This window comes from Seonamhaeicola sp. ML3 (genome assembly GCF_023273855.1).
Classification (GTDB): Bacteria; Bacteroidota; Bacteroidia; order Flavobacteriales; family Flavobacteriaceae; genus Seonamhaeicola.
The window spans coordinates 1,014,678-1,033,514 of record NZ_CP096884.1; the positions used below are offsets into that span (position 1 = coordinate 1,014,678).

The window sequence follows — 18,837 nt, forward strand, 5'->3', positions numbered from 1 at the left end:
ACAGTCAAAAAATAAGACGAAACAAAATTTACTAATCCATAAAAATTTAGAAATCATGAGAAAATCAATTTTAATTATCGGAGCCGTAGTGTTATCAATATTAAATACAAACGCTACAAATGAAAACAAGACCCTTAACACTTCAAACGAAGTTGTAGAAATTACAAAAGATAACATTGCTCAAATTTTTGAGTGGAAAGTTGAAACTAACAAAAGTACCTACTCAGGAACATCATTATCACTTGAGCAAGCAAAAAGAATGATGGCATTATCTAGTTCTGGTGAAATCGTAAAAGCAAAAGAAATTAAAAGTTATTTTGTTTTGAAATCTCAACTTAACAACGCTGAAAAAAGAAATTACTTCTGGGAAGTTGAGACAGCTACAGGTAACGCCAAAGGATATTCTTCAACCGAAGCCCATGCTAAAAAAATGATTGAATTAGTAGCCTCTGGTGATGCTATTGTGAACAAAATAATCATTAGTCAACCTCAACAATAATTAAAAAAAAGAAAAAAATCAAAAAACGGGGTAACAAATTCGTTGCCCCGTTTATATAAACTCGAATAACAATTAAAAATTAATATTATGAAAACTTATAACACTTTTAAAATCAACACAAAAAACGTAATCGCTCAATTAAGAACCTTTACCTATTTATTTGGAACATTTTTTATTACGGCTTTATTACTTGCAAGCTGTTCAAACAACGATGACGGAGATGATTTTCCAATTGAAGTTGCTACTCCTGAAGAATTCAAAGCTATTCAAGATGAAGTTCTTGAAGACTTAACACAATCATTTCAATTTAATGCCGAAGATGGTTGGGTAAACTTAACTTCAGAAAATGGCGTAAACATTGGTATCAACGCTGGATGTTTAACGCTTAACGGAAATGCTGTATCTGGTCAAATAGATTTGGACTTTGTAGAATTATTTGATAAAGGAAACATGTTATTAACTAACAAACCAACTATGGGAATGTTGCCTAACGGAGATAAAGCCATGTTGATTTCTGGTGGTGAGTTCTTTATTGAAGCCACTCAAAACGGCCAAGCTTTAGATACCAATTGTAGTATTCAAATGTCAATTCCTTCCGCTTTAACTGGAGGTACCGACAATGATATGACTTTATGGAATGGAATTATTGATGAAGACGGAAACTTAGCTTGGGAAGAAGCAAATCGTGAAGATGGTGCCGGAGGACCACAAGGCGAGGGTGGACTATTTGTTGAAGGCAACCAATACTATACTTTTGTTCATGATTTTGGGTGGAGTAACGTAGATAGATTCTACAACGATCCAAGACCAAAAACAACCATTCTTGTTGATGCGCCAGATGGTTATGACAATACTAACTGCGCACTTTATTTATCATATGACGGTGAAGACACTGGGTTAGCAAATTTAGATACCTATAGTACCGAAACAGGATTATTCTCTGAACATTATGGGCAAATTCCAATAGGGTTAGAATGTCACGTCATCTTTGTAACCGAAGAAAACGGTAACTGGAAATACGCTATAAAGGGAGTAACCATTGATGAAAACGAAACTATTGTGATTTCTGAAGATGACACCAATGTAGTTACAGAATCTCAATTGATGAATTTAATTAACGATTTACCATAAACATAGCTTTTTTTTAAACCTACTTAATGGTTTGCCGTAAATGCTTAACCTATTTGTTTAAAGCCAGAAATGTAAGTTTCTGGCTTTTTCACTTCAATTGACCTTTACCACTTAATAATAAGTCTTTGTATATTTAAACACCTAAACATTATCTAACATGCCCAAGAGTTTAATTTTTTCAATGTTTCTTTTACTGACTGTTTTCGGTTTTTCCCAACAAACTATTGAAAACGATACCATAAACAGAACGGCTACCATAAATCACAACACCCAAGGCAATGCTGTGGAGTTCACTCCTGAAATCCCAACATTAAATCAAATTGCAGGAGCTCCAAAGGCATTTTACACCTATCATTGGGAGTTTGGTGACGGCAATTACAGTAAAGAAAAGAACCCAAAGCACACTTATAAAAAGAAAGGCGAATACGAAGTAAAACTTTGGGCCACAAACAATTATGCCAACGGAAAACCACCAACAACAAGACCTAAAAAAGTAGCTATTAATAATGTTACCGAAGATTATGAAGATATAGCTTCTATGGATGACGATTTCACCTTAAAACGAAATAGAGAGCCTGTTCCTGACCAAGAAATGGTTACCATTTTAAGTTACAAAAACACCAAAGACTATATCACCAACGGAAAGTTGTATTTGTTCTACAACGAACTTAAATATAAGAACGACAATTTCGAGTTAATTGAAACCAGAACACATCACAACGAAAAAGATATTTCTAATAGTGGTTTTGCCTACACCCATAATATTGATGACGACAGAACTTATATAGCATCTTTAAATGATGATTTAATTGAAAGTACCCTAACACTTCAAGATTCCACCGAAAAAATGAATTTACCTTTAACCATTCAGGAATCAAAAGGTATTTACAAAAACTGGAGCTTACTGGAATTTGACAATATGCAACCTAATGAGGAACGCAATATATTTTTCAGTTTAAAAACTACTCCTGAGATGGTGAAAGACACCAGCGCTATCATTTCGGTTCGGGGTATTTATGTTCCTGATGCTAATTATGACAACCATAAAGTAAAAGATATGGAAATGGAGATTGTGACCTCTCACGACCCCAATAAAATGTCTTCTAACGGAACGTTTATGAACTACAGATTTGTTCGGTTTAAAACCTTAAAATATAAAATCAAGTTTCAAAATAATGGTGAAGGTCCTGCCAGAACCATACGTTTGGAAACTGATATTCCTGAGATGTTAGATAAATCGACTTTAGAAGTCATGGACATGTATCCAAAATGTGATATTTGTCCCAAACGGGAAGTTTTATATAGTTGTCTCGACACTACTTTTACAGAGAATCAAGCCATATTCACTTTTAAAAATATTTACTTACCAGGGAGTGAACAGAAGAACGTTAAGGAATACGATTCTACAAAAGGTTTTGTAAAGTACAAGATAAAATTTGCCAAAGACTTTCATAAGAAGAAAACCAAAAGTAGAACAACCATTATTTTTGATAAAAACGAGCCTATTTTAACTAACTATTCTACTACAAGGTTTTTACCAGGCATCTCAGTCGGGATAAAAACGGGATATAACTCGTTTAGCGATTTAAATAATTCCGAAAGTTATTTTATTGGGGCAACCTTGTCGCCTTATAAATCATATCGTTGGTATTGGCAGGTGGAACTGATGAACAATTTTCACAACTATGATTCGAGCACGAATGTCGTAGATGAAATTGTAGATGATGCTTCGGGCTTTAGGTTCCGGCAGCTAACTACCACCAATTCAAGTTTTGAAAATATAGATTGGGATATCCCCATATTACTAAAATACAACGTGAATAATTTCATAGGTCTTGGAGTCGGTTTACAGAACACGATTTCAATAAGTGAAAACCAAAACCAAAACGTTTTAATAGAACAATTTGAAGGCGTTCAACCCGGTGCACCAGTTATTAATATTATTGAAGATAGTTCTAGCAATTCAGACTCGTTCACCAACCTCAGAACAGGATTCCTAGTTGAAGCCACCGCTGGTTTTTCTAGAATTGGCCCAAGTGTTGGTGCACGTTATATCATGAACTTTGAAGATAATTTTAATTATTGGCAGTTCTTTGCTATCTGGAAATTCTAGTGCCTAGTGGCTAAGCCACTTTTGGCAGTTCACTCAAACTAAATACCCTGCAAGGATTAGTAAACCTTGTATATCTGTAAAAACATTAATGAAAAAACTACTATTCTTTTTTATCCTTATCCATGGCTTTTGCTTTTCACAAGACCTTGAAGAATCGATTTATGTGGCGGCCGAAACCTTTATGGCTAATCCCAATGAGTCATCGCTTCAAACTTTAACACAACAAGAATTAGAATTTAAAACCCAAGTCAAAACTAAAGACGAACAATTGGCTTTGGTCTTTTTACAAAGTCATAAAGGCTATTATTTAGACACCTATTCCAGATTAAAGGAAGCCATTGCTACTTATGAAGATGCTGTGAAACGGTTTAATGATAACGACCTTTCAAAATTATCTGACTTTGATATTATTGAAAGTTGTATGATTCCATTGGGGAATTTATATACTAAAACTGGCGACTTTACTAATGCCTTGAACACTATCAATCAGTACGTGTTTCTAGCCGAACAACATAAAAACTTCCAGCATCAAATTAGTGGCGCTATTAATCTTTCAAAATTATACTATACTATTGGTGAACATGATTTGGTAATAATCATAGTCGATAAGGCCTTAAAAATTCCTAATATTTCTAATCCGGAAAGGGAGCAATTGCTTTACATAAAGAACAACAGTCTTATTAAATCAAATGAACTGGCAAGTTTTGAAGAAGAAGTAAATGCTCTTGATACCGAACAAACATACAAATTACATCTTACAACAGGCAACTACGAAAAAGCCTTAACTGAATTTCAAGAATACAAAAAGAAAATATTCACTAACAAAGAGTTGTCTAGACGGCAAATAGCTCAAGTATATATTGAAGAAGCCCAGGTTTATTTTGTAAACAACAATTCAGTAAAAGCAAAGGAATTATTGCAACTAGCGCTTCGCACACTACTTCCTGATTTCAAGCTAAATCGCCTACCCGATAAAGCTCTACTTTACGAGGAAAACAAGTTCATTGATATTTTCGATTTGTATGCTGAAATTGAAACCAATCCAGAGGAGATTTTAAAAAGCTATGATTTGAGTTTTTATGTTTCCGATTTACTAAAAAGCAATTGGACTACACAAAAGACAAAGACCTTAAACGAAAGCAATAACCGGATAAGAAGCGAAAAGTGTATCGATTTACTTTTCAATATGTTTCAAAAAACGAAAGATGCAACACTTTTAGTTAAAGCCTTTGAATATTCTGAAAACACCAAAGTATTTACCCTAAAAGAAACGTTTCAGATGAAACAACGTTTAGAAAAACACCCAACAGACAGCTTATTAATTCTGGAATACCAACTTATAAAAAAGCAAGAGCGTATTACAAGTAAATTGGTTATTGAAGAACTTGAAAATAATAGAGCCTCTGAAATAAATAGGTTAAGCAAACAACTAAGCGACATTAGTTTAAAATTGAAATCCTTAAAACCTCCCATTTTAAAAAAGTACGGAGAGCTAGAAAGTTTTATTTCCATTACAGACCTACAAAAAAAATTACATGAAGACAATGCCGTTTTAGTCGAATACTTTTATGGTAAAAACATGATTTATCAATTCATAATTTCAAGCTCCACAATTGAATTGAATGAGGTTGCAGAAACCAAAAACGCAAAAACTCCAATTTTAGAATTCATTCACCTTTTTGACGATGCGGCTGTTATTAATAATGATATTTCTAGCTACACCTCAAAGGCACATCAATTGTATAAACTACTCAAACTTGATGCTGTTTCAAAATGGAAAAATGTCATTATTGTCCCCGACAGTTTTCTCAATTTCATTCCTTTTGAAACGCTTTTAAGCGAGGAGACCAAAACCTCATCGTTTTCAAAAATGCCCTTTGTGGTAAAATCGCAAAACATCGTTTATAATTCCAGTGCTTGTTTTTACACAACTGAAATCACTCCAAAATCAAATGCTAATTTATTGGGTGTCTTTCCTGTATTCGAAAACACGAATAGAGCATTAACCTTCTCGCTAAACGAAGCAGCGGTCATTCAAGATGAAACTACCTCTGATGTATTATTTAATGAAAACGCCACTAAACTAAACTTCCTCAAGAAAGCCCCAAACTATGGTCTACTCCATCTATCAACCCATGCCAGTTCTGGTACTTCTAGAAAGCCGGCAAATATAGAGTTCTATGATAACACTCTTTATGTAGATGAATTATATGGGCTTGACCTTAACCCTAATCTAGTGGTTTTAAGTGCCTGCGAAACTGGTATTGGAAAACTTTATAAAGCCGAAGGCGCGATGAGCATCTCAAGAGGCTTTCAATATTCGGGAGCCAAGAATTTGTTGTTCTCGTTATGGCAAATAAATGATTTATCGACTTCACAGATTATGCAATCGTTTTATAAAAACTTCGGAGACACGCAGTCGGCTTTTCTAGCCAACCAAAATTCTAAACTGGAGTATCTTCAAAATGAATCAATCAGTAACTCTAAAAAGTCGCCTTACTATTGGGGGGCTTTTGTGTATTATGGTGACCTTTCGTATCCAGATTCCAGACCCTATCTGTGGTACGTAATCATATTCGGGTTAGTATTTTTTATTATAGTATTTTTACGTTCTAAATTTAAATAGCCTTATGAACACTACTTTACAAGAATTTCTTTTGAATAAGGGTTATACTAAGATAAAATTACACCTTACCAGAACCAATCACTTTGAGATTAAGGCTTCAATAAATGGACAAAAAGGTGTGTTTATATTAGATACAGGAGCTTCTAGCTCATGTGTCGGGTTTGAAAGTGTTGACACCTTTAAACTTACAACTGAGGATTCTGCCATAAAGGCTGCTGGAGCAGGTGCTATAGACATGGAGACTAAAATGTCTAAGAAAAATAAAGTCAAAATAGGCAAATGGCGTCATGATAAAGTAGTTTTGGTTCTATTTAACTTAACCCATGTAAATACTGCGTTGATTAATCACGATTCTAAACCTGTTGATGGTATTATAGGTGCAGACATTCTAAAAAAAGGGAAAGCCATCATAGATTATCAGAAGAAATATTTATATTTAAAATTATAAATTTTCTATCTCTCCAAACATGAATACATCGATTGTTATTGCAGACGATCACCCATTAATGCTTAGAGGTTTAACCGATTTCTTAAACTCTAAAGGGTTTAATATAGTTGGTAGCGCCACAGATGGAAATTCAGCCTATAATCTTATCGTAAAATTAAAACCCGAGATTGCCATTCTAGATATTAGAATGCCTTACAAAACAGGACTTGAAATAGCTGAAGATTGTATAAAGAATGATTTACCTACCAAAATTATTCTTATCACTTTTGACAAGGAAGAAGAACTTTATGAAAAAGCCAAGAGTCTTAATGTTTACGGTTATATTTTAAAAGATTTTGCTGTTGAAGAAATTGAAACTTGCATAGAACAAGTCATAAATAACAAACCTTATTTTAGTGAGGAGATTGTACAATCTCTCAACTCCAGCCCAATAAATAGTCACCTAGAAGAGCTCGAAAAACTTACTAGGTCGGAACTCAAAATAGTAAAGTTAATAGCAGAAAACAAAACAAGTCATTGCATTGCTGAAGAACTTTCAATTTCTGTTAGAACTGTTGACAAACATAGAAGTAATATTGTAGCTAAACTAGGTCTGGATAACAAGCCTACATCGCTTTCCATATGGGCTAATTTAAACAAAGAACACCTCTAAAATACGTAGAACTGCGTATTTTTTTTACTTGTCGTAAAACTTATCTTTACAATGCTATTAATTAGTTCTTAGGGAGAATTAAGAGAGCTCTGGTATTTTAACAATCTGGAGCTCTCACTTTTTTTGTCACCATATCAAATCTAAAAATTACGTACAAGTGCTTATTTTTTGTTTGAAACTTGAAACCTAATTTTATAAGCGCTATTAAGCTATTTATAATTCTTTTTTGAGAGATAGAATTATTGAACCAGGCTCTGCACTTTTAGTGCAGAGCTCTTTTAAACTTTCGTGTAGAATGACAAACTCAATGAGAAGAAAAACCGTGGTTTTACAGAAAATCTGTGTGGTTAGCCTTTTCATTCTAGTAGTAATTATTATTTCAATAAATATTATTATTTGTTTTAGTTAATTGGATTAAAACAAAAAAAGGGATGCTCGTAAGAACATCCCTTTTTTTTGAATAATAATACCCTTATAACTCTAATGCTTTTTTAACATCGTTGTTCATTAATATCTCTATTGGATTTTCTAAGGCTTCTTTAACTGCAACCAAGAAACCAACGCTTTCCTTTCCATCTATAATTCTATGATCATAAGATAAGGCTACGTACATAATAGGACGTATCTCTACTTTTCCATCTACCGCAACAGGACGCTCAACAATATTGTGCATTCCTAAAATACCACTTTGTGGTGGATTAATAATTGGTGTAGATAACATACTACCAAACACACCTCCATTGGTAATAGTAAACGTACCACCTGTCATTTCATCAACTGTAATCTGTCCGTCTCTTGCTCTAAGCGCTAAACGTTTTACTTCAGATTCAACACCTCTAAAACTAAGGTTTTCAGCATTTCTAATTACCGGCACCATAAGACCTTTAGGTCCAGAAACAGCTATGCTTATATCACAGAAATCGTAAGACAACATTTCTTTCCCATCTATCATAGAATTTACAGCTGGGAACATTTTCAAAGCACGAACAACTGCCAATGTAAAGAAACTCATAAACCCTAAACTAACACCATGCTTAGATTTAAACGTTTCTTTATACTCGCTTCTTAAAGCGAAAATAGGCGACATATCAACCTCGTTGAATGTGGTTAGCATCGCTGTTGTATTTTTAGCCTCAACTAAACGCTCGGCTACTTTACGACGTAGCATAGACATTTTACTTCTAGAAGTACCTCGGCTTCCACCTGTTGGAGTACCCATTGAAGGAACCGCCTTAATAGCATCGTCTTTAGTAACTCTGCCATCTTTTCCTGTTCCACTTACAGCAGCAGCATCAATACCTTTCTCCGCCAATATCTTTTTTGCAGCTGGACTTGCTGTTCCGGTTGCGTAAGTAGCTTCTTGTTTAGCTTGAGCAGGAGCCGCTTCTACCTTTGCAGGTTCTTCTTTTTCTTCAGGCTTGGCCGCTTCGTCACCCTCTGGCTTTTCAGCACTAGTATCTATAAGACAAACCACAGCACCTACCTCTACAGCATCACCTTCTTCTGCCTTTAATGTAATAGTACCACTAACTTCTGCAGGAAGCTCAAGCGTTGCTTTATCGCTATCTACCTCAGCAATGGCTTGGTCTTTTTCAACATAATCGCCATCTTCTACTAACCATGTAGCTATTTCTACTTCGGTAATAGACTCTCCTGGTGATGGTACTTTCATTTCTAAAATCATCCTGTAATAATTTTAATTGTAAATTTTTTTCTTTTTTTATTTATATACTGAAAACGTCTTCTATAACTTTACGTTGTCTTGCTTTATCTCTTGCACTAGAACCTGGTGCCGGTACCGAGTTATATGGTCTCGCACATACTTCAAGTTTAACGATATCCAATCTTTGCGCCATGAAGCCCCAAGCCCCCATATTCTTAGGTTCTTCTTGAGCCCATATGTATTTCTCAGCATTTGGATAACTGTCAACAACCTTTTGAATCTTATCTAAATGAAGTGGGAACAACTGTTCTATTCTAACTATGGCTAAGTCTTCTCTGTTTTGCTCTTCCCGTTCTGCAAGCAATTCATAATAGAACTTACCAGTACAAAATACAACTTTCTTAACCTTATCTGGGTTTATAGTATCTGGTATAACTTCTTGAAATTCACCACCAGCTAAATCTTTTAAAGGTGAAACCGCTTTAGGATGTCTCAACAAACTTTTAGGGGTGAACACTATTAAAGGCTTCCTAAAATCGCGCTTCATTTGGCGACGTAATAAGTGGAAAAAATTTGCTGGCGTAGTACAATCTGCAACAATCATATTATCGTTAGCACAAAGTTGTAAATAACGTTCCATTCTGGCTGATGAATGTTCAGAACCTTGCCCCTCATAACCATGAGGCAATAGTACTACAACACCATTTTGTGCTTTCCATTTATCTTCTGCTGCCGATAAGTATTGATCGAATATGATTTGGGCACCATTACTAAAATCACCAAACTGAGCTTCCCATATGGTTAATGTATTTGGATTGGCCATCGCATAACCATAGTCAAACCCTAATACCCCGTATTCTGATAAAAATGAATTGTAAATATACATTTCACCTTTATTGTTTGGGTTGGTATTTAAAAGATTGATACGTTCTTCGGAAATTTCATCTCTTAGAATGGCATGACGGTGGCTAAATGTTCCACGCTCAACATCTTGTCCAGATATTCTAACATTAAAACCTTCCTCTAGTAAAGTACCATAGGCTAATGTTTCTGCCATTCCCCAATCTAAAGTATCGGTTTCAAAAACCATTTTTTCACGCCCTTGCAAGATACGCTCTGCCTTTCTTAAAAACTTCACGCCTTCTGGAACAGAAGAAACTACTTTTGATATGTTTTTTAAGCCGTCTTCAGAATATGTCGTATCGACAGTTTCAAGCATAGCATCTACACCTCTTCTTGTAAAATTGGTCCATCGCTCTTGCATAAACTCCCTTACTTTAGAAGCCTCTTGCTCTTTCGCCTTTTCGTACTGATTTTCTAGAGTATTCCTAAATTCACTCACAATACCATCAGAATAAGTCTTATCTATAGTGCCTTCAGCAATTAATTTATCTGAATAGATTTTAAAAGGATTCGGGTGTTTTGAAATATTCTTGTATAACTTAGGTTGTGTAAACCTAGGTTCGTCACCTTCATTATGTCCATATTTTCTATACCCTAATAAGTCAATATATACGTCTTTTTTGAAACGCATTCTGTAGTCTAATGCCATTTCTATGGCATGCACCACGGCTTCGGCATCGTCTGCGTTTACATGCAATACTGGAGATAAGGTCACTTTGGCAACATCTGTACAGTAGGTACTAGACCTTGCATCTAAGTAATTCGTTGTAAATCCAATTTGGTTATTAACTACAATATGAATTGTTCCTCCTGTTTTGTAACCATTCAGTTGACTCATTTGTGCCACTTCGTAAGCAATGCCTTGACCCGCGATTGCAGCGTCACCGTGCACTATAATTGGAAGAATCTTAGAGTCATCACCATCGTAGTCATCGTCTATTTTAGCTCTAGTGATACCCTCGGCAACAGGACCAACAGTCTCTAAATGCGAGGGGTTAGGCACTAAATTCATCTTTATATTCTTCCCGTTCTGGTAAGTCTTATCTAGAGTTAGCCCCAAATGGTACTTAACATCACCATCAATATTCTGATCTTCGAAATCCTTTCCTTCAAACTCACTAAAAAGTTCATTAAGTGGTTTCCTAAATATATTTACTAGAGTACTCAACCTTCCTCGGTGTGCCATACCTAAAACACACTCTTTAACACCATAATTTTCTACAGAATAATACAGGGCGTTACTAATTGCAGGTATTAATGACTCTCCGCCTTCTAAAGAAAAACGCTTTTGACCAACATATTTAGTCTGTAAAAAGTTCTCGAAATTTACCGCTTGGTTTAGCTTAGATAGGATGTATTTTTTTGTTTCTGCTGAATAGGATGGGTGATTATCGTTAACATTAAGCTTGTCCTGCCACCATTTAATAACCTCTGGGTTACGCAAATACATATACTCCACACCAATAGAATCGCAGTATATTAGTTCTAAATGATTAAGAATCTCTCTTAAAGTTAGCGCTTTTAAACCTAAAACCTCTCCCGCATTAAAAACGGTATCTAAATCGTTTTCGGAAAGTCCGAAATTTTCTAATTCTAGAGTTGGCTTGTAAGATCTTCTTTCTCTTACAGGGTTTGTTTTGGTAAACAAATGCCCACGCATTCTATAACCATCAATAAGTTTTACAACCTGAAACTCTTTTTGCAAGTGTTCCGGCATTTGGGTAGAAACCCCCTCTACAATCTCTCCATCGACACCATAATTTTCACTACCAAAATCGTATCCTTGAAAAAAAGCTCTCCAGCTAGGCTCTACACTATCTGGGTTTTGTAAATATTGTTCGTACAAATCAGCAAAGTATGCTGTATGTGCTGCGTTTAAAAAGGAATATTTATCCATTGTTAATTTGTCCTAACTCTTGTTGAAAAAACATTCTTCAAAAATACAATTTTTATAAAAATTAGATATTCTACATCTAAGAATTATACTTACACAAATAACTTTTAATGAATACTACCTTTTAATTGTTAAATTTTTAATGATTTTTAAATATTTGCTGTTATTTTTTTCAATCGTTGAAAACGAATACTTAGAAAACTACGTATTTTATCAAATTTTAGCAATAAGAACCACTTAAACACCTAAAGTGGCAGAAAGGATTTTCCTGTTATGATTTGATCTGCGGCATCCTTAATTTTCAAATTATTTAAATTTTTAAGTACTGTGTTTTTCGATGCGCTTAAAATATGATGCAGTGGGCAAGGTTTATTTTTATTACAGTTCTCCAGACTCAACATACATGACAACAGTTTGTCATCGCCATCAATCGTCACTATAATGTCCATAATCGATGCTTCTAGGTTATTACTATTTAAATAAAAACCACCTTTTGGCCCCCTGGCTGAAGACACTATATCGGCATGTACCAATTGCTGTAACAGTTTTGCAATATAGGCTTGAGGAACATTTATTGGCTCAGCAATATCCTTTACCATCACCTTGTACTCGCTAGTGGAATTAGCTGCCAAGTACAAAACAGCTTTAACCGCGTATTTTGAAGAATTTGAAAACATTTATTGTTAGGGATAAATGGCGAATTTATAAGTTAAATATTATGTATTCCATGATCTTTATCATGTTTAAAGGAAAATCTTATATTAGCTTTACAAACTCCAAACCGACATAAAATGAGAACTATCTACGCAGTATTATTACTTTGTTTTGTCCTTTTTAACTGTGATAACAAATCGAAAAAAGAGGAAAAAGGGTTTACCTACGAAAACGAAACGACCTCTACAGAATCTGAGAAATCTAAACAAGAGACAAGCACTCCTGAATCCATAGCAGTCGATATGTCTAATAAAGGCATTGGCCCAATACAGACGATGGATATCTCTAAAAAAATTGATAAAAAATTGGCTAAAAACGGGAAAGAGACATTTTATAAACTCTGTACGGCTTGCCATAGACCTGATAAGAGGTTCATAGGCCCAGCTGTAGCTGGAATTTTAGACAGACGTTCTCCTGAATGGGTTATGAATATGATTTTAAACCCTGTTGAAATGATTCAAAAAGACCCCATAGCAAAAGCTTTAATGGTCGAGTATAATGGCGCACCGATGCCCAATCAAGGACTCTCTGAAGACGATGCAAGAGCTATCTTAGAGTATTTTAGAACCCTAAAACAGTAAAACCTTACTCCTAGAATAAATTATTGGCAACCTAACAAATGTCATGTTTTCTACTTGAAATGAAGTCTACTTTTGAGTTTCCTTAAAAGAAGACAAAAATATCCTTTATTATAAAAACGCAATGAATACAATAGAAAACAAAACCGTAGCCGATATCGTTTCTCAAAATATAAAAACAGCACATATCTTTAAAAAATATGGTATCGACTTTTGTTGTGGTGGCGGCATAACCATACAAAAGGCATGTGAGAAAAAAGACTTAGACTACAATCTTTTAGCTAAAGAACTTTTAGAAGTTGACACGCCCTCTAAAGCATACGACTATAACTCTTGGGAATTAGATTTTTTAATTGATCATATTATTAATATCCACCATAGTTATGTAGAAGAATCCATTCCTTTAATTTTGGGGTATTCTAATAGAGTTGCTAAAGTGCATGGTCATCATTACACCGAGGTCGTTGAAATAAATAAACTATTTACCGAAGTTGCAAATGAATTAGCTGCGCATCTAAAAAAAGAGGAATTGATATTATTTCCACACATAAAAAAGCTGTTAAAACTAAAAACACAAAACGCCGCTGTAGAGACACCTCCATTTAAAACAGTAAACAACCCAATACAAATGATGGAGGAAGAACATGAAACTGCAGGCGATATTTTTAAAACCATAGCAGAACTAACCAACAACTATACCCCACCAGAAGGTGCTTGCAATACTTTTAAAGCGCTCTATGCCAAACTTGAGGAGTTTGAACAGGATTTGCATCAGCATATTCATTTAGAAAACAATATTCTGCACAGAAAAGCAAAAGCTCTAGAATTAAGCTTTAATTAAACACCAGTAAATAAGAGGTGTTCGTATAACGAAAAGGTTAATAGCAATTGCGAAACCAGACTTTCTGCCATTCGCGCCTTAAGATTAAAAACGACACCTCTTCTGCTAGTTTTATAGTATCGTCTCCTTGTAAAGATTTTATAGCTTTTTCAGGAACATCAATTATGTACAATAAGTTCAAATAATCGGCAAATTTCTCTTGAATGAGTTTGTAGACGGCTTCATGAAGTAGTAGTTTTAAACTGGATGGTAAAATATCCTCATGAAAGTCTAAATCTAAGTTAGCCAACAAGAAGTCTTTGTTCAGTTGGTGCACTAACTTTTTATATAAATTTAGATGGTTGGCTTCTTCTACTAAAGCATCAAAAGTTGAGGGTAATTGCATTATACACTTCTACGCATTAATCCGTTCCCAAAATCTATGAGTAACTGTTTTTTGTCTTTAGAAATATTCAAATGTTCTAAAGCAGCAAATGCTTTTTTGGTATAATCCTCAACCGCTTGTTTAGTGGCTTCACTGGCTCCTGTAGTCTTAAAAAGCTCTTTAACTACAAAAACTTTTTCATCTGTCTTATCTGTTTCAGAATTAAATAGTTTAACGAGCCTTGAGCGTTCATTTTCAGATGCAAACTCTAGAGCCTTGAGATATAGATAGGTTTTTTTGTTTTCAATAATATCACCCCCAACTTGTTTACCAAAGGTTTCGGGATTACCAAAAGCATCCAGATAATCATCTTGCAATTGAAACGCAATACCTAAATGTCTTCCAAATTCATAAATGTAATCTTGGTCTTGCTCTGAAGCACCAGCAATAATGGCTCCCATTTTCATTGCGGCCGCCACTAAAACAGATGTTTTGTATTCAATCATTTTAAGATACTCGGGGATGGTAACATCGTTTCTGTTCTCGAAATCGACATCGTATTGTTGCCCTTCACATACCTCGATAGCCGTTTTACTTAACAATTTGCTTAATGCCTTATAAACACCAGGCTCGTAATCCTCTAATAACTGATACGTAAGGATAAGCATGGTATCACCCGATAAAATTCCCGTATTTATATCCCATTTTTCATGCACAGTGGTATGACCTCGGCGAAGCGGGGCATCATCCATAATATCGTCATGCACAAGTGTGAAATTATGAAAGACTTCCACACTAGCTGCAGCGGGAAGGGCCTCTTTATGATGTCCGCCAAAAATATCGGCGGTCATTAAAGTTAAAACAGGACGTAGCCGCTTACCTCCTAGATTTAAAATATAGGCTATGGGTTCGTATAATCCTTTGGGTTCTTTGGCAACAGAAGATTTGGTGTACGCGTTCAAGAAAGACAAAAACGCTTCTTGGTATTTTTCTATAGATAGCATTAAACAAAAATAAAGCAATTCAATGTATTAAAATACTATAAGGTAAACTAAGTGTTAAAAAAACGTAAAACTTAGGAAACTTTTTTTGTTTTATAAGTTTCCGCTCTATATTTGCACCCTGATTATGAGAGAAAAGATAATACACAAGGCAGCCGATTTATTTTTAAATTTTGGATTTAAAAGTGTTACCATGGATGATATTGCCAACGAAATGGCCATATCCAAAAAAACCATATACGTACACTTTGCCAACAAAACAAAACTAGTCGAGGCCGTAACTTTTTCAATTTTTGAAAATGTGTGCGAGGGAATTGATGGTATTTGTAATACTTCAGAAAACCCTATACAGGAGCTTTACGATATAAAAATGTTTGTGTTACATTATTTAAAGAACGAGAAAAGCTCACCCCAGTTTCAATTAAAAAAGTATTATCCGCAAATACATACTCAACTTACATTAAAGCAATTCGATAAAATGTATGGCTCGGTTAAAGACAGCCTGCAAAATGGTATAGATACAGGCTTGTTTAGACAGGCTATTGATGTGGACTTTATTGCTAGGATGTATTTTAACGGAATGACCGGTATTAAAGACCAAACTATTTTCCCTTTAGACAGATTTGACATGGAATACCTAATCGAAAGTTATTTGGAATATCATTTAAGAGCCATTGTTACCGATAAGGGACTGGAAATACTAAATACGTTTACTAAAGAAAATCAATCATAAAACAAAGCCATAATGAGCATATCATTTTGGTAATGTGGAACTATTAAATCAAAATCAAAACATGAAAAACAAACTAATTTTAACACTTAGTTTATTTTGCACACTCTTTGTCTTTTCTCAGGAAAGTACCCATAGTTTTACTCTAGAAAAAGCTGTTGACTATGCCTTAGAGCATAATAGAAATGCTAAAAATGCTTCTTTAGATATACAAGCTGCAGAGAAGCAAAAATGGGAAGCCACAGCAACCGGACTACCGCAAATAAGTGCAAGTATAGACTATCAAAACTTTTTAAAGCAACCGGTTTCTGTTATTCCTGCCGAATTTTTTGGTGGAAACCCCGGAGAGTTCGCTGAAGTCATATTTGGTACCCAACAAAACGTTAATGCCTTTGCTAAAATTGACCAGAAAATTTTTGACGGTTCTTACCTAGTTGGGCTTCAATCGGCCAAAGTGTTTTTAGAGATTTCTAAAAATGCCAAAGAAAAAACAGATTTAGAAGTCCGTAAAGCAGTAATAAACGCTTACGGAAATGTTCTTCTTGCCGAGGAAAGCATCAAGATTTTAGAACGCAATATTAAACTTCTTAAGGAAAACCTAGATGAAACTACCAAGATTTACAAAAACGGTTTGGAAGAAGAAGAAAGTGTAGAACAACTACAAATTACACTCTCTAGTGTTGAGAGTAATTTAAACAACACTTCTCGATTAAAGTCTTTAGCTTACCAAATGCTCAACATCACGTTAGGCCTTGATATTAATTCCAATACCATTTTAATGGATAACTTGGAAAGTTTAACGTCGCAACACATTAACTTATCTTTATTAAGCACCGAGGATAATATTGAAAACAGCGTAGACTATAGAATCGCCAAAAACGATGAAAAATCGAAAGAACTCCTCCTTAAATTAGAGAAGAGTAAAGCCTTACCTACGCTAAATGCTTTCTTAAACGGTGGTTATTCTTCTTTTAGTAATGAGTTCAATTTTACAGATAGCAATCAGCCTTGGTTTGGATCCTCGCTTTTGGGAATTAACATGCGCGTACCCATATTTAGTAGTTTAGGCAGAAGTGCCGCAACTCAGCGTGCTAAAATAAACCTTGAAAAAGCCAAACAAGATTTATCTGAAGTTGAGCAAAAACTAAAACTTCAAATTGCATCTGCAAAAAGTAACTATCAATTTGCAATCGAAGATTACGAAAACAAAAAAAGCAACTTAAACCTTGCCGAGCGTATAGAATCTAAAAACCAAACTAAGTTTTTTGAAGGCATAGCGTCAAGTTTTGAGTTAAGACAAGCACAAAATCAGCTCTACAGCTCACAGCAAGAATACTTGCAATCTATGCTCGATGTTATCAATAAAAAAGCAGAATTAGAAACTGTACTAAACACCGTTAATAATAACTAAATATCAATCATAAAATGAAAAAAATATATTCACTATTTATCGTTGCTACTTTACTAGTTTCTTGTGGAGGCGATAAAAACGTTTCAGTTGAAGACCTGATAACTTCAGGAGATTTAAAAGAAATAAGAGCTAAGAAAGCCGCTTTAGACGAAGAACAAAAAACGCTTAGCGCTAATATTAAACTTTTAGAAGATAAAATAAAAGAACTGGACCCTCAGCAAAAAATACCTTTAGTGACCACTTTTAAAACTAACGAAGAAGTATTTACACACTTTGTGGAACTTCAAGGGAATGTAACCACCAAACAAAATGTAGTAATTAATGCTGAATTTGGAGGTGTACTAACCCAAGTTTACGTAAAAGAAGGACAGCGTGTTTCCAAAGGACAATTGTTAGCCAAAATTGATGATGGCGGACTAAGCCAACAGCTCACTCAAATAGAAATCCAAAGAGATTTAGCCAAAACAACTTTTGAACGCCAAGAAAGACTATGGAACCAAAAAATAGGTAGCGAACTACAATATTTACAAGCTAAAGCTAGCTACGAAGCTAAGCTACAAGCTGCAAAACAACTAAAACAGCAAATTGCCAAAACAAAAGTAACGGCCCCATTTACGGGTACAATCGATGATATCATTTCAGACCCAGGTACAGTAGTTGCTCCAGGGCAATCACCAATTTTTAGAATTGTTAATCTTAAAGATATGTATATCGAAACCGATGTTCCAGAAAGTTATATTTCTAGCATAACCAAAGGAAAAGAGGTTATCGTAGATTTCCCTATCCTCGGAAAAGAGATAGACACAAAAATACGTCAAGCAGGAAACTTTATAAATCCAGCAAACAGGACGTTTAAGATTCAAGTGCCTATAGATAATACAACAGGGTTAATCAAGCCAAACCTTACTGCAAAACTTAAAATAAACGATTATACCAGTGAAAAAGCCATACTTATTCCTTTAAGTATTATTTCAGAAAATGCAAAGGGCGAGCAGTATGTATATACTATTATCGACAAAGCCAATAGTAAAGGTAAGGTTAAGCGCGTTATTATAACTCCTGGTAAAACCCAAGGTGACGATATAGAAATTTTATCTGGACTTACTAGCAATATGGAAGTAATTAATGATGGTGCAAGGACTGTAAAAGACGGACAAGAGGTAAAGGTTAAAGCCATGAATCAGGGATAAGACAAGCAACAAAATAGTTGTCATTCCTGCGAAGGTAGGAGTCTATAAAAGATTAACAATCAACATAATGTGGATTCCC

General features: G+C 34.8%; 16 protein-coding genes. 11 read left to right on the plus strand and 5 right to left on the minus strand.

From position 1 onward, the window contains the following. Window positions 1–55: 55 nt before the first annotated feature. From M0214_RS04635 to M0214_RS04660, 6 genes are all read left to right on the plus strand, one after another. Window positions 56–499: a hypothetical protein gene (locus tag M0214_RS04635; RefSeq protein ID WP_248724300.1), complete on the plus strand. Its 444-nt coding sequence runs from the start codon at window positions 56–58 to the stop codon at window positions 497–499. 87 nt (window positions 500–586) lie between these two features. After that, window positions 587–1,630 carry a hypothetical protein gene (locus tag M0214_RS04640; protein WP_248724301.1) on the plus strand — a complete coding sequence of 348 codons (1,044 nt, stop codon included), beginning with the start codon at window positions 587–589 and terminating at the stop codon, window positions 1,628–1,630. A gap of 157 nt (window positions 1,631–1,787) precedes the next feature. Beyond that, window positions 1,788–3,743, plus strand: coding sequence for a PKD domain-containing protein (locus tag M0214_RS04645; protein ID WP_248724302.1), 1,956 nt, complete (start codon window positions 1,788–1,790; stop codon window positions 3,741–3,743). An 88-nt stretch (window positions 3,744–3,831) separates the two neighbouring features. Then, entirely contained in the window at window positions 3,832–6,369 is a 2,538-nt protein-coding gene (locus M0214_RS04650) for a CHAT domain-containing protein (RefSeq protein WP_248724303.1), read from the plus strand. A 4-nt stretch (window positions 6,370–6,373) separates the two neighbouring features. Next, window positions 6,374–6,817, plus strand: a complete 444-nt coding sequence (locus M0214_RS04655) for a retropepsin-like aspartic protease (protein ID WP_248724304.1) — start codon at window positions 6,374–6,376, stop codon at window positions 6,815–6,817. Between the two features lie 19 nt (window positions 6,818–6,836). Further along, the gene (locus tag M0214_RS04660; protein ID WP_248724305.1) at window positions 6,837–7,469 is read left to right on the plus strand and encodes a response regulator transcription factor; all 633 of its coding nucleotides are present in this window, start codon (window positions 6,837–6,839) and stop codon (window positions 7,467–7,469) included. A gap of 472 nt (window positions 7,470–7,941) precedes the next feature. On the opposite strand, the gene odhB is transcribed toward M0214_RS04660, so the two are convergent. The 3 genes from odhB to M0214_RS04675 form a co-directional block, all read right to left on the minus strand. Then, the gene (gene odhB, locus M0214_RS04665) at window positions 7,942–9,153 is read right to left on the minus strand and encodes a 2-oxoglutarate dehydrogenase complex dihydrolipoyllysine-residue succinyltransferase (RefSeq protein ID WP_248724306.1); all 1,212 of its coding nucleotides are present in this window, start codon (window positions 9,151–9,153) and stop codon (window positions 7,942–7,944) included. A 40-nt stretch (window positions 9,154–9,193) separates the two neighbouring features. After that, window positions 9,194–11,932 carry a 2-oxoglutarate dehydrogenase E1 component gene (locus M0214_RS04670; RefSeq protein ID WP_248724307.1) on the minus strand — a complete coding sequence of 913 codons (2,739 nt, stop codon included), beginning with the start codon at window positions 11,930–11,932 and terminating at the stop codon, window positions 9,194–9,196. A gap of 242 nt (window positions 11,933–12,174) precedes the next feature. Beyond that, a complete protein-coding gene (locus M0214_RS04675; RefSeq protein ID WP_248724308.1) occupies window positions 12,175–12,606 on the minus strand; it encodes an Rrf2 family transcriptional regulator in 432 nt (143 codons plus the stop codon). A 114-nt stretch (window positions 12,607–12,720) separates the two neighbouring features. Between M0214_RS04675 and M0214_RS04680 the strand changes: the two genes are divergently transcribed. Beyond that, the gene (locus tag M0214_RS04680; RefSeq protein WP_248724309.1) at window positions 12,721–13,224 is read left to right on the plus strand and encodes a cytochrome c; all 504 of its coding nucleotides are present in this window, start codon (window positions 12,721–12,723) and stop codon (window positions 13,222–13,224) included. A gap of 121 nt (window positions 13,225–13,345) precedes the next feature. Continuing rightward, window positions 13,346–14,062 (plus strand): iron-sulfur cluster repair di-iron protein, encoded by a 717-nt coding sequence (gene ric / locus M0214_RS04685; RefSeq protein WP_248724310.1) that lies wholly within the window; start codon window positions 13,346–13,348, stop codon window positions 14,060–14,062. A 37-nt stretch (window positions 14,063–14,099) separates the two neighbouring features. On the opposite strand, the gene M0214_RS04690 is transcribed toward ric, so the two are convergent. Further along, on the minus strand, window positions 14,100–14,447 hold the full coding sequence (locus M0214_RS04690; RefSeq protein WP_248724311.1) for a hypothetical protein: 348 nt from the start codon (window positions 14,445–14,447) through the stop codon (window positions 14,100–14,102). Beyond that, entirely contained in the window at window positions 14,447–15,430 is a 984-nt protein-coding gene (locus tag M0214_RS04695) for a polyprenyl synthetase family protein (RefSeq protein ID WP_248724312.1), read from the minus strand. The genes M0214_RS04690 and M0214_RS04695 overlap by 1 nt, the downstream gene beginning before the upstream one ends. A 124-nt stretch (window positions 15,431–15,554) precedes the next feature. Between M0214_RS04695 and M0214_RS04700 the strand changes: the two genes are divergently transcribed. The 3 genes from M0214_RS04700 to M0214_RS04710 all read left to right on the plus strand — a co-directional run bounded on the left by M0214_RS04700 (window position 15,555) and on the right by M0214_RS04710 (window position 18,758). Beyond that, the gene (locus tag M0214_RS04700) at window positions 15,555–16,160 is read left to right on the plus strand and encodes a TetR/AcrR family transcriptional regulator (protein WP_248724313.1); all 606 of its coding nucleotides are present in this window, start codon (window positions 15,555–15,557) and stop codon (window positions 16,158–16,160) included. 61 nt (window positions 16,161–16,221) lie between these two features. Next, window positions 16,222–17,568 (plus strand): TolC family protein, encoded by a 1,347-nt coding sequence (locus tag M0214_RS04705; protein WP_248724314.1) that lies wholly within the window; start codon window positions 16,222–16,224, stop codon window positions 17,566–17,568. Window positions 17,569–17,582: 14 nt separating this feature from the next. Next, entirely contained in the window at window positions 17,583–18,758 is a 1,176-nt protein-coding gene (locus tag M0214_RS04710; RefSeq protein ID WP_248724315.1) for an efflux RND transporter periplasmic adaptor subunit, read from the plus strand. Window positions 18,759–18,837 lie beyond the last annotated feature (79 nt).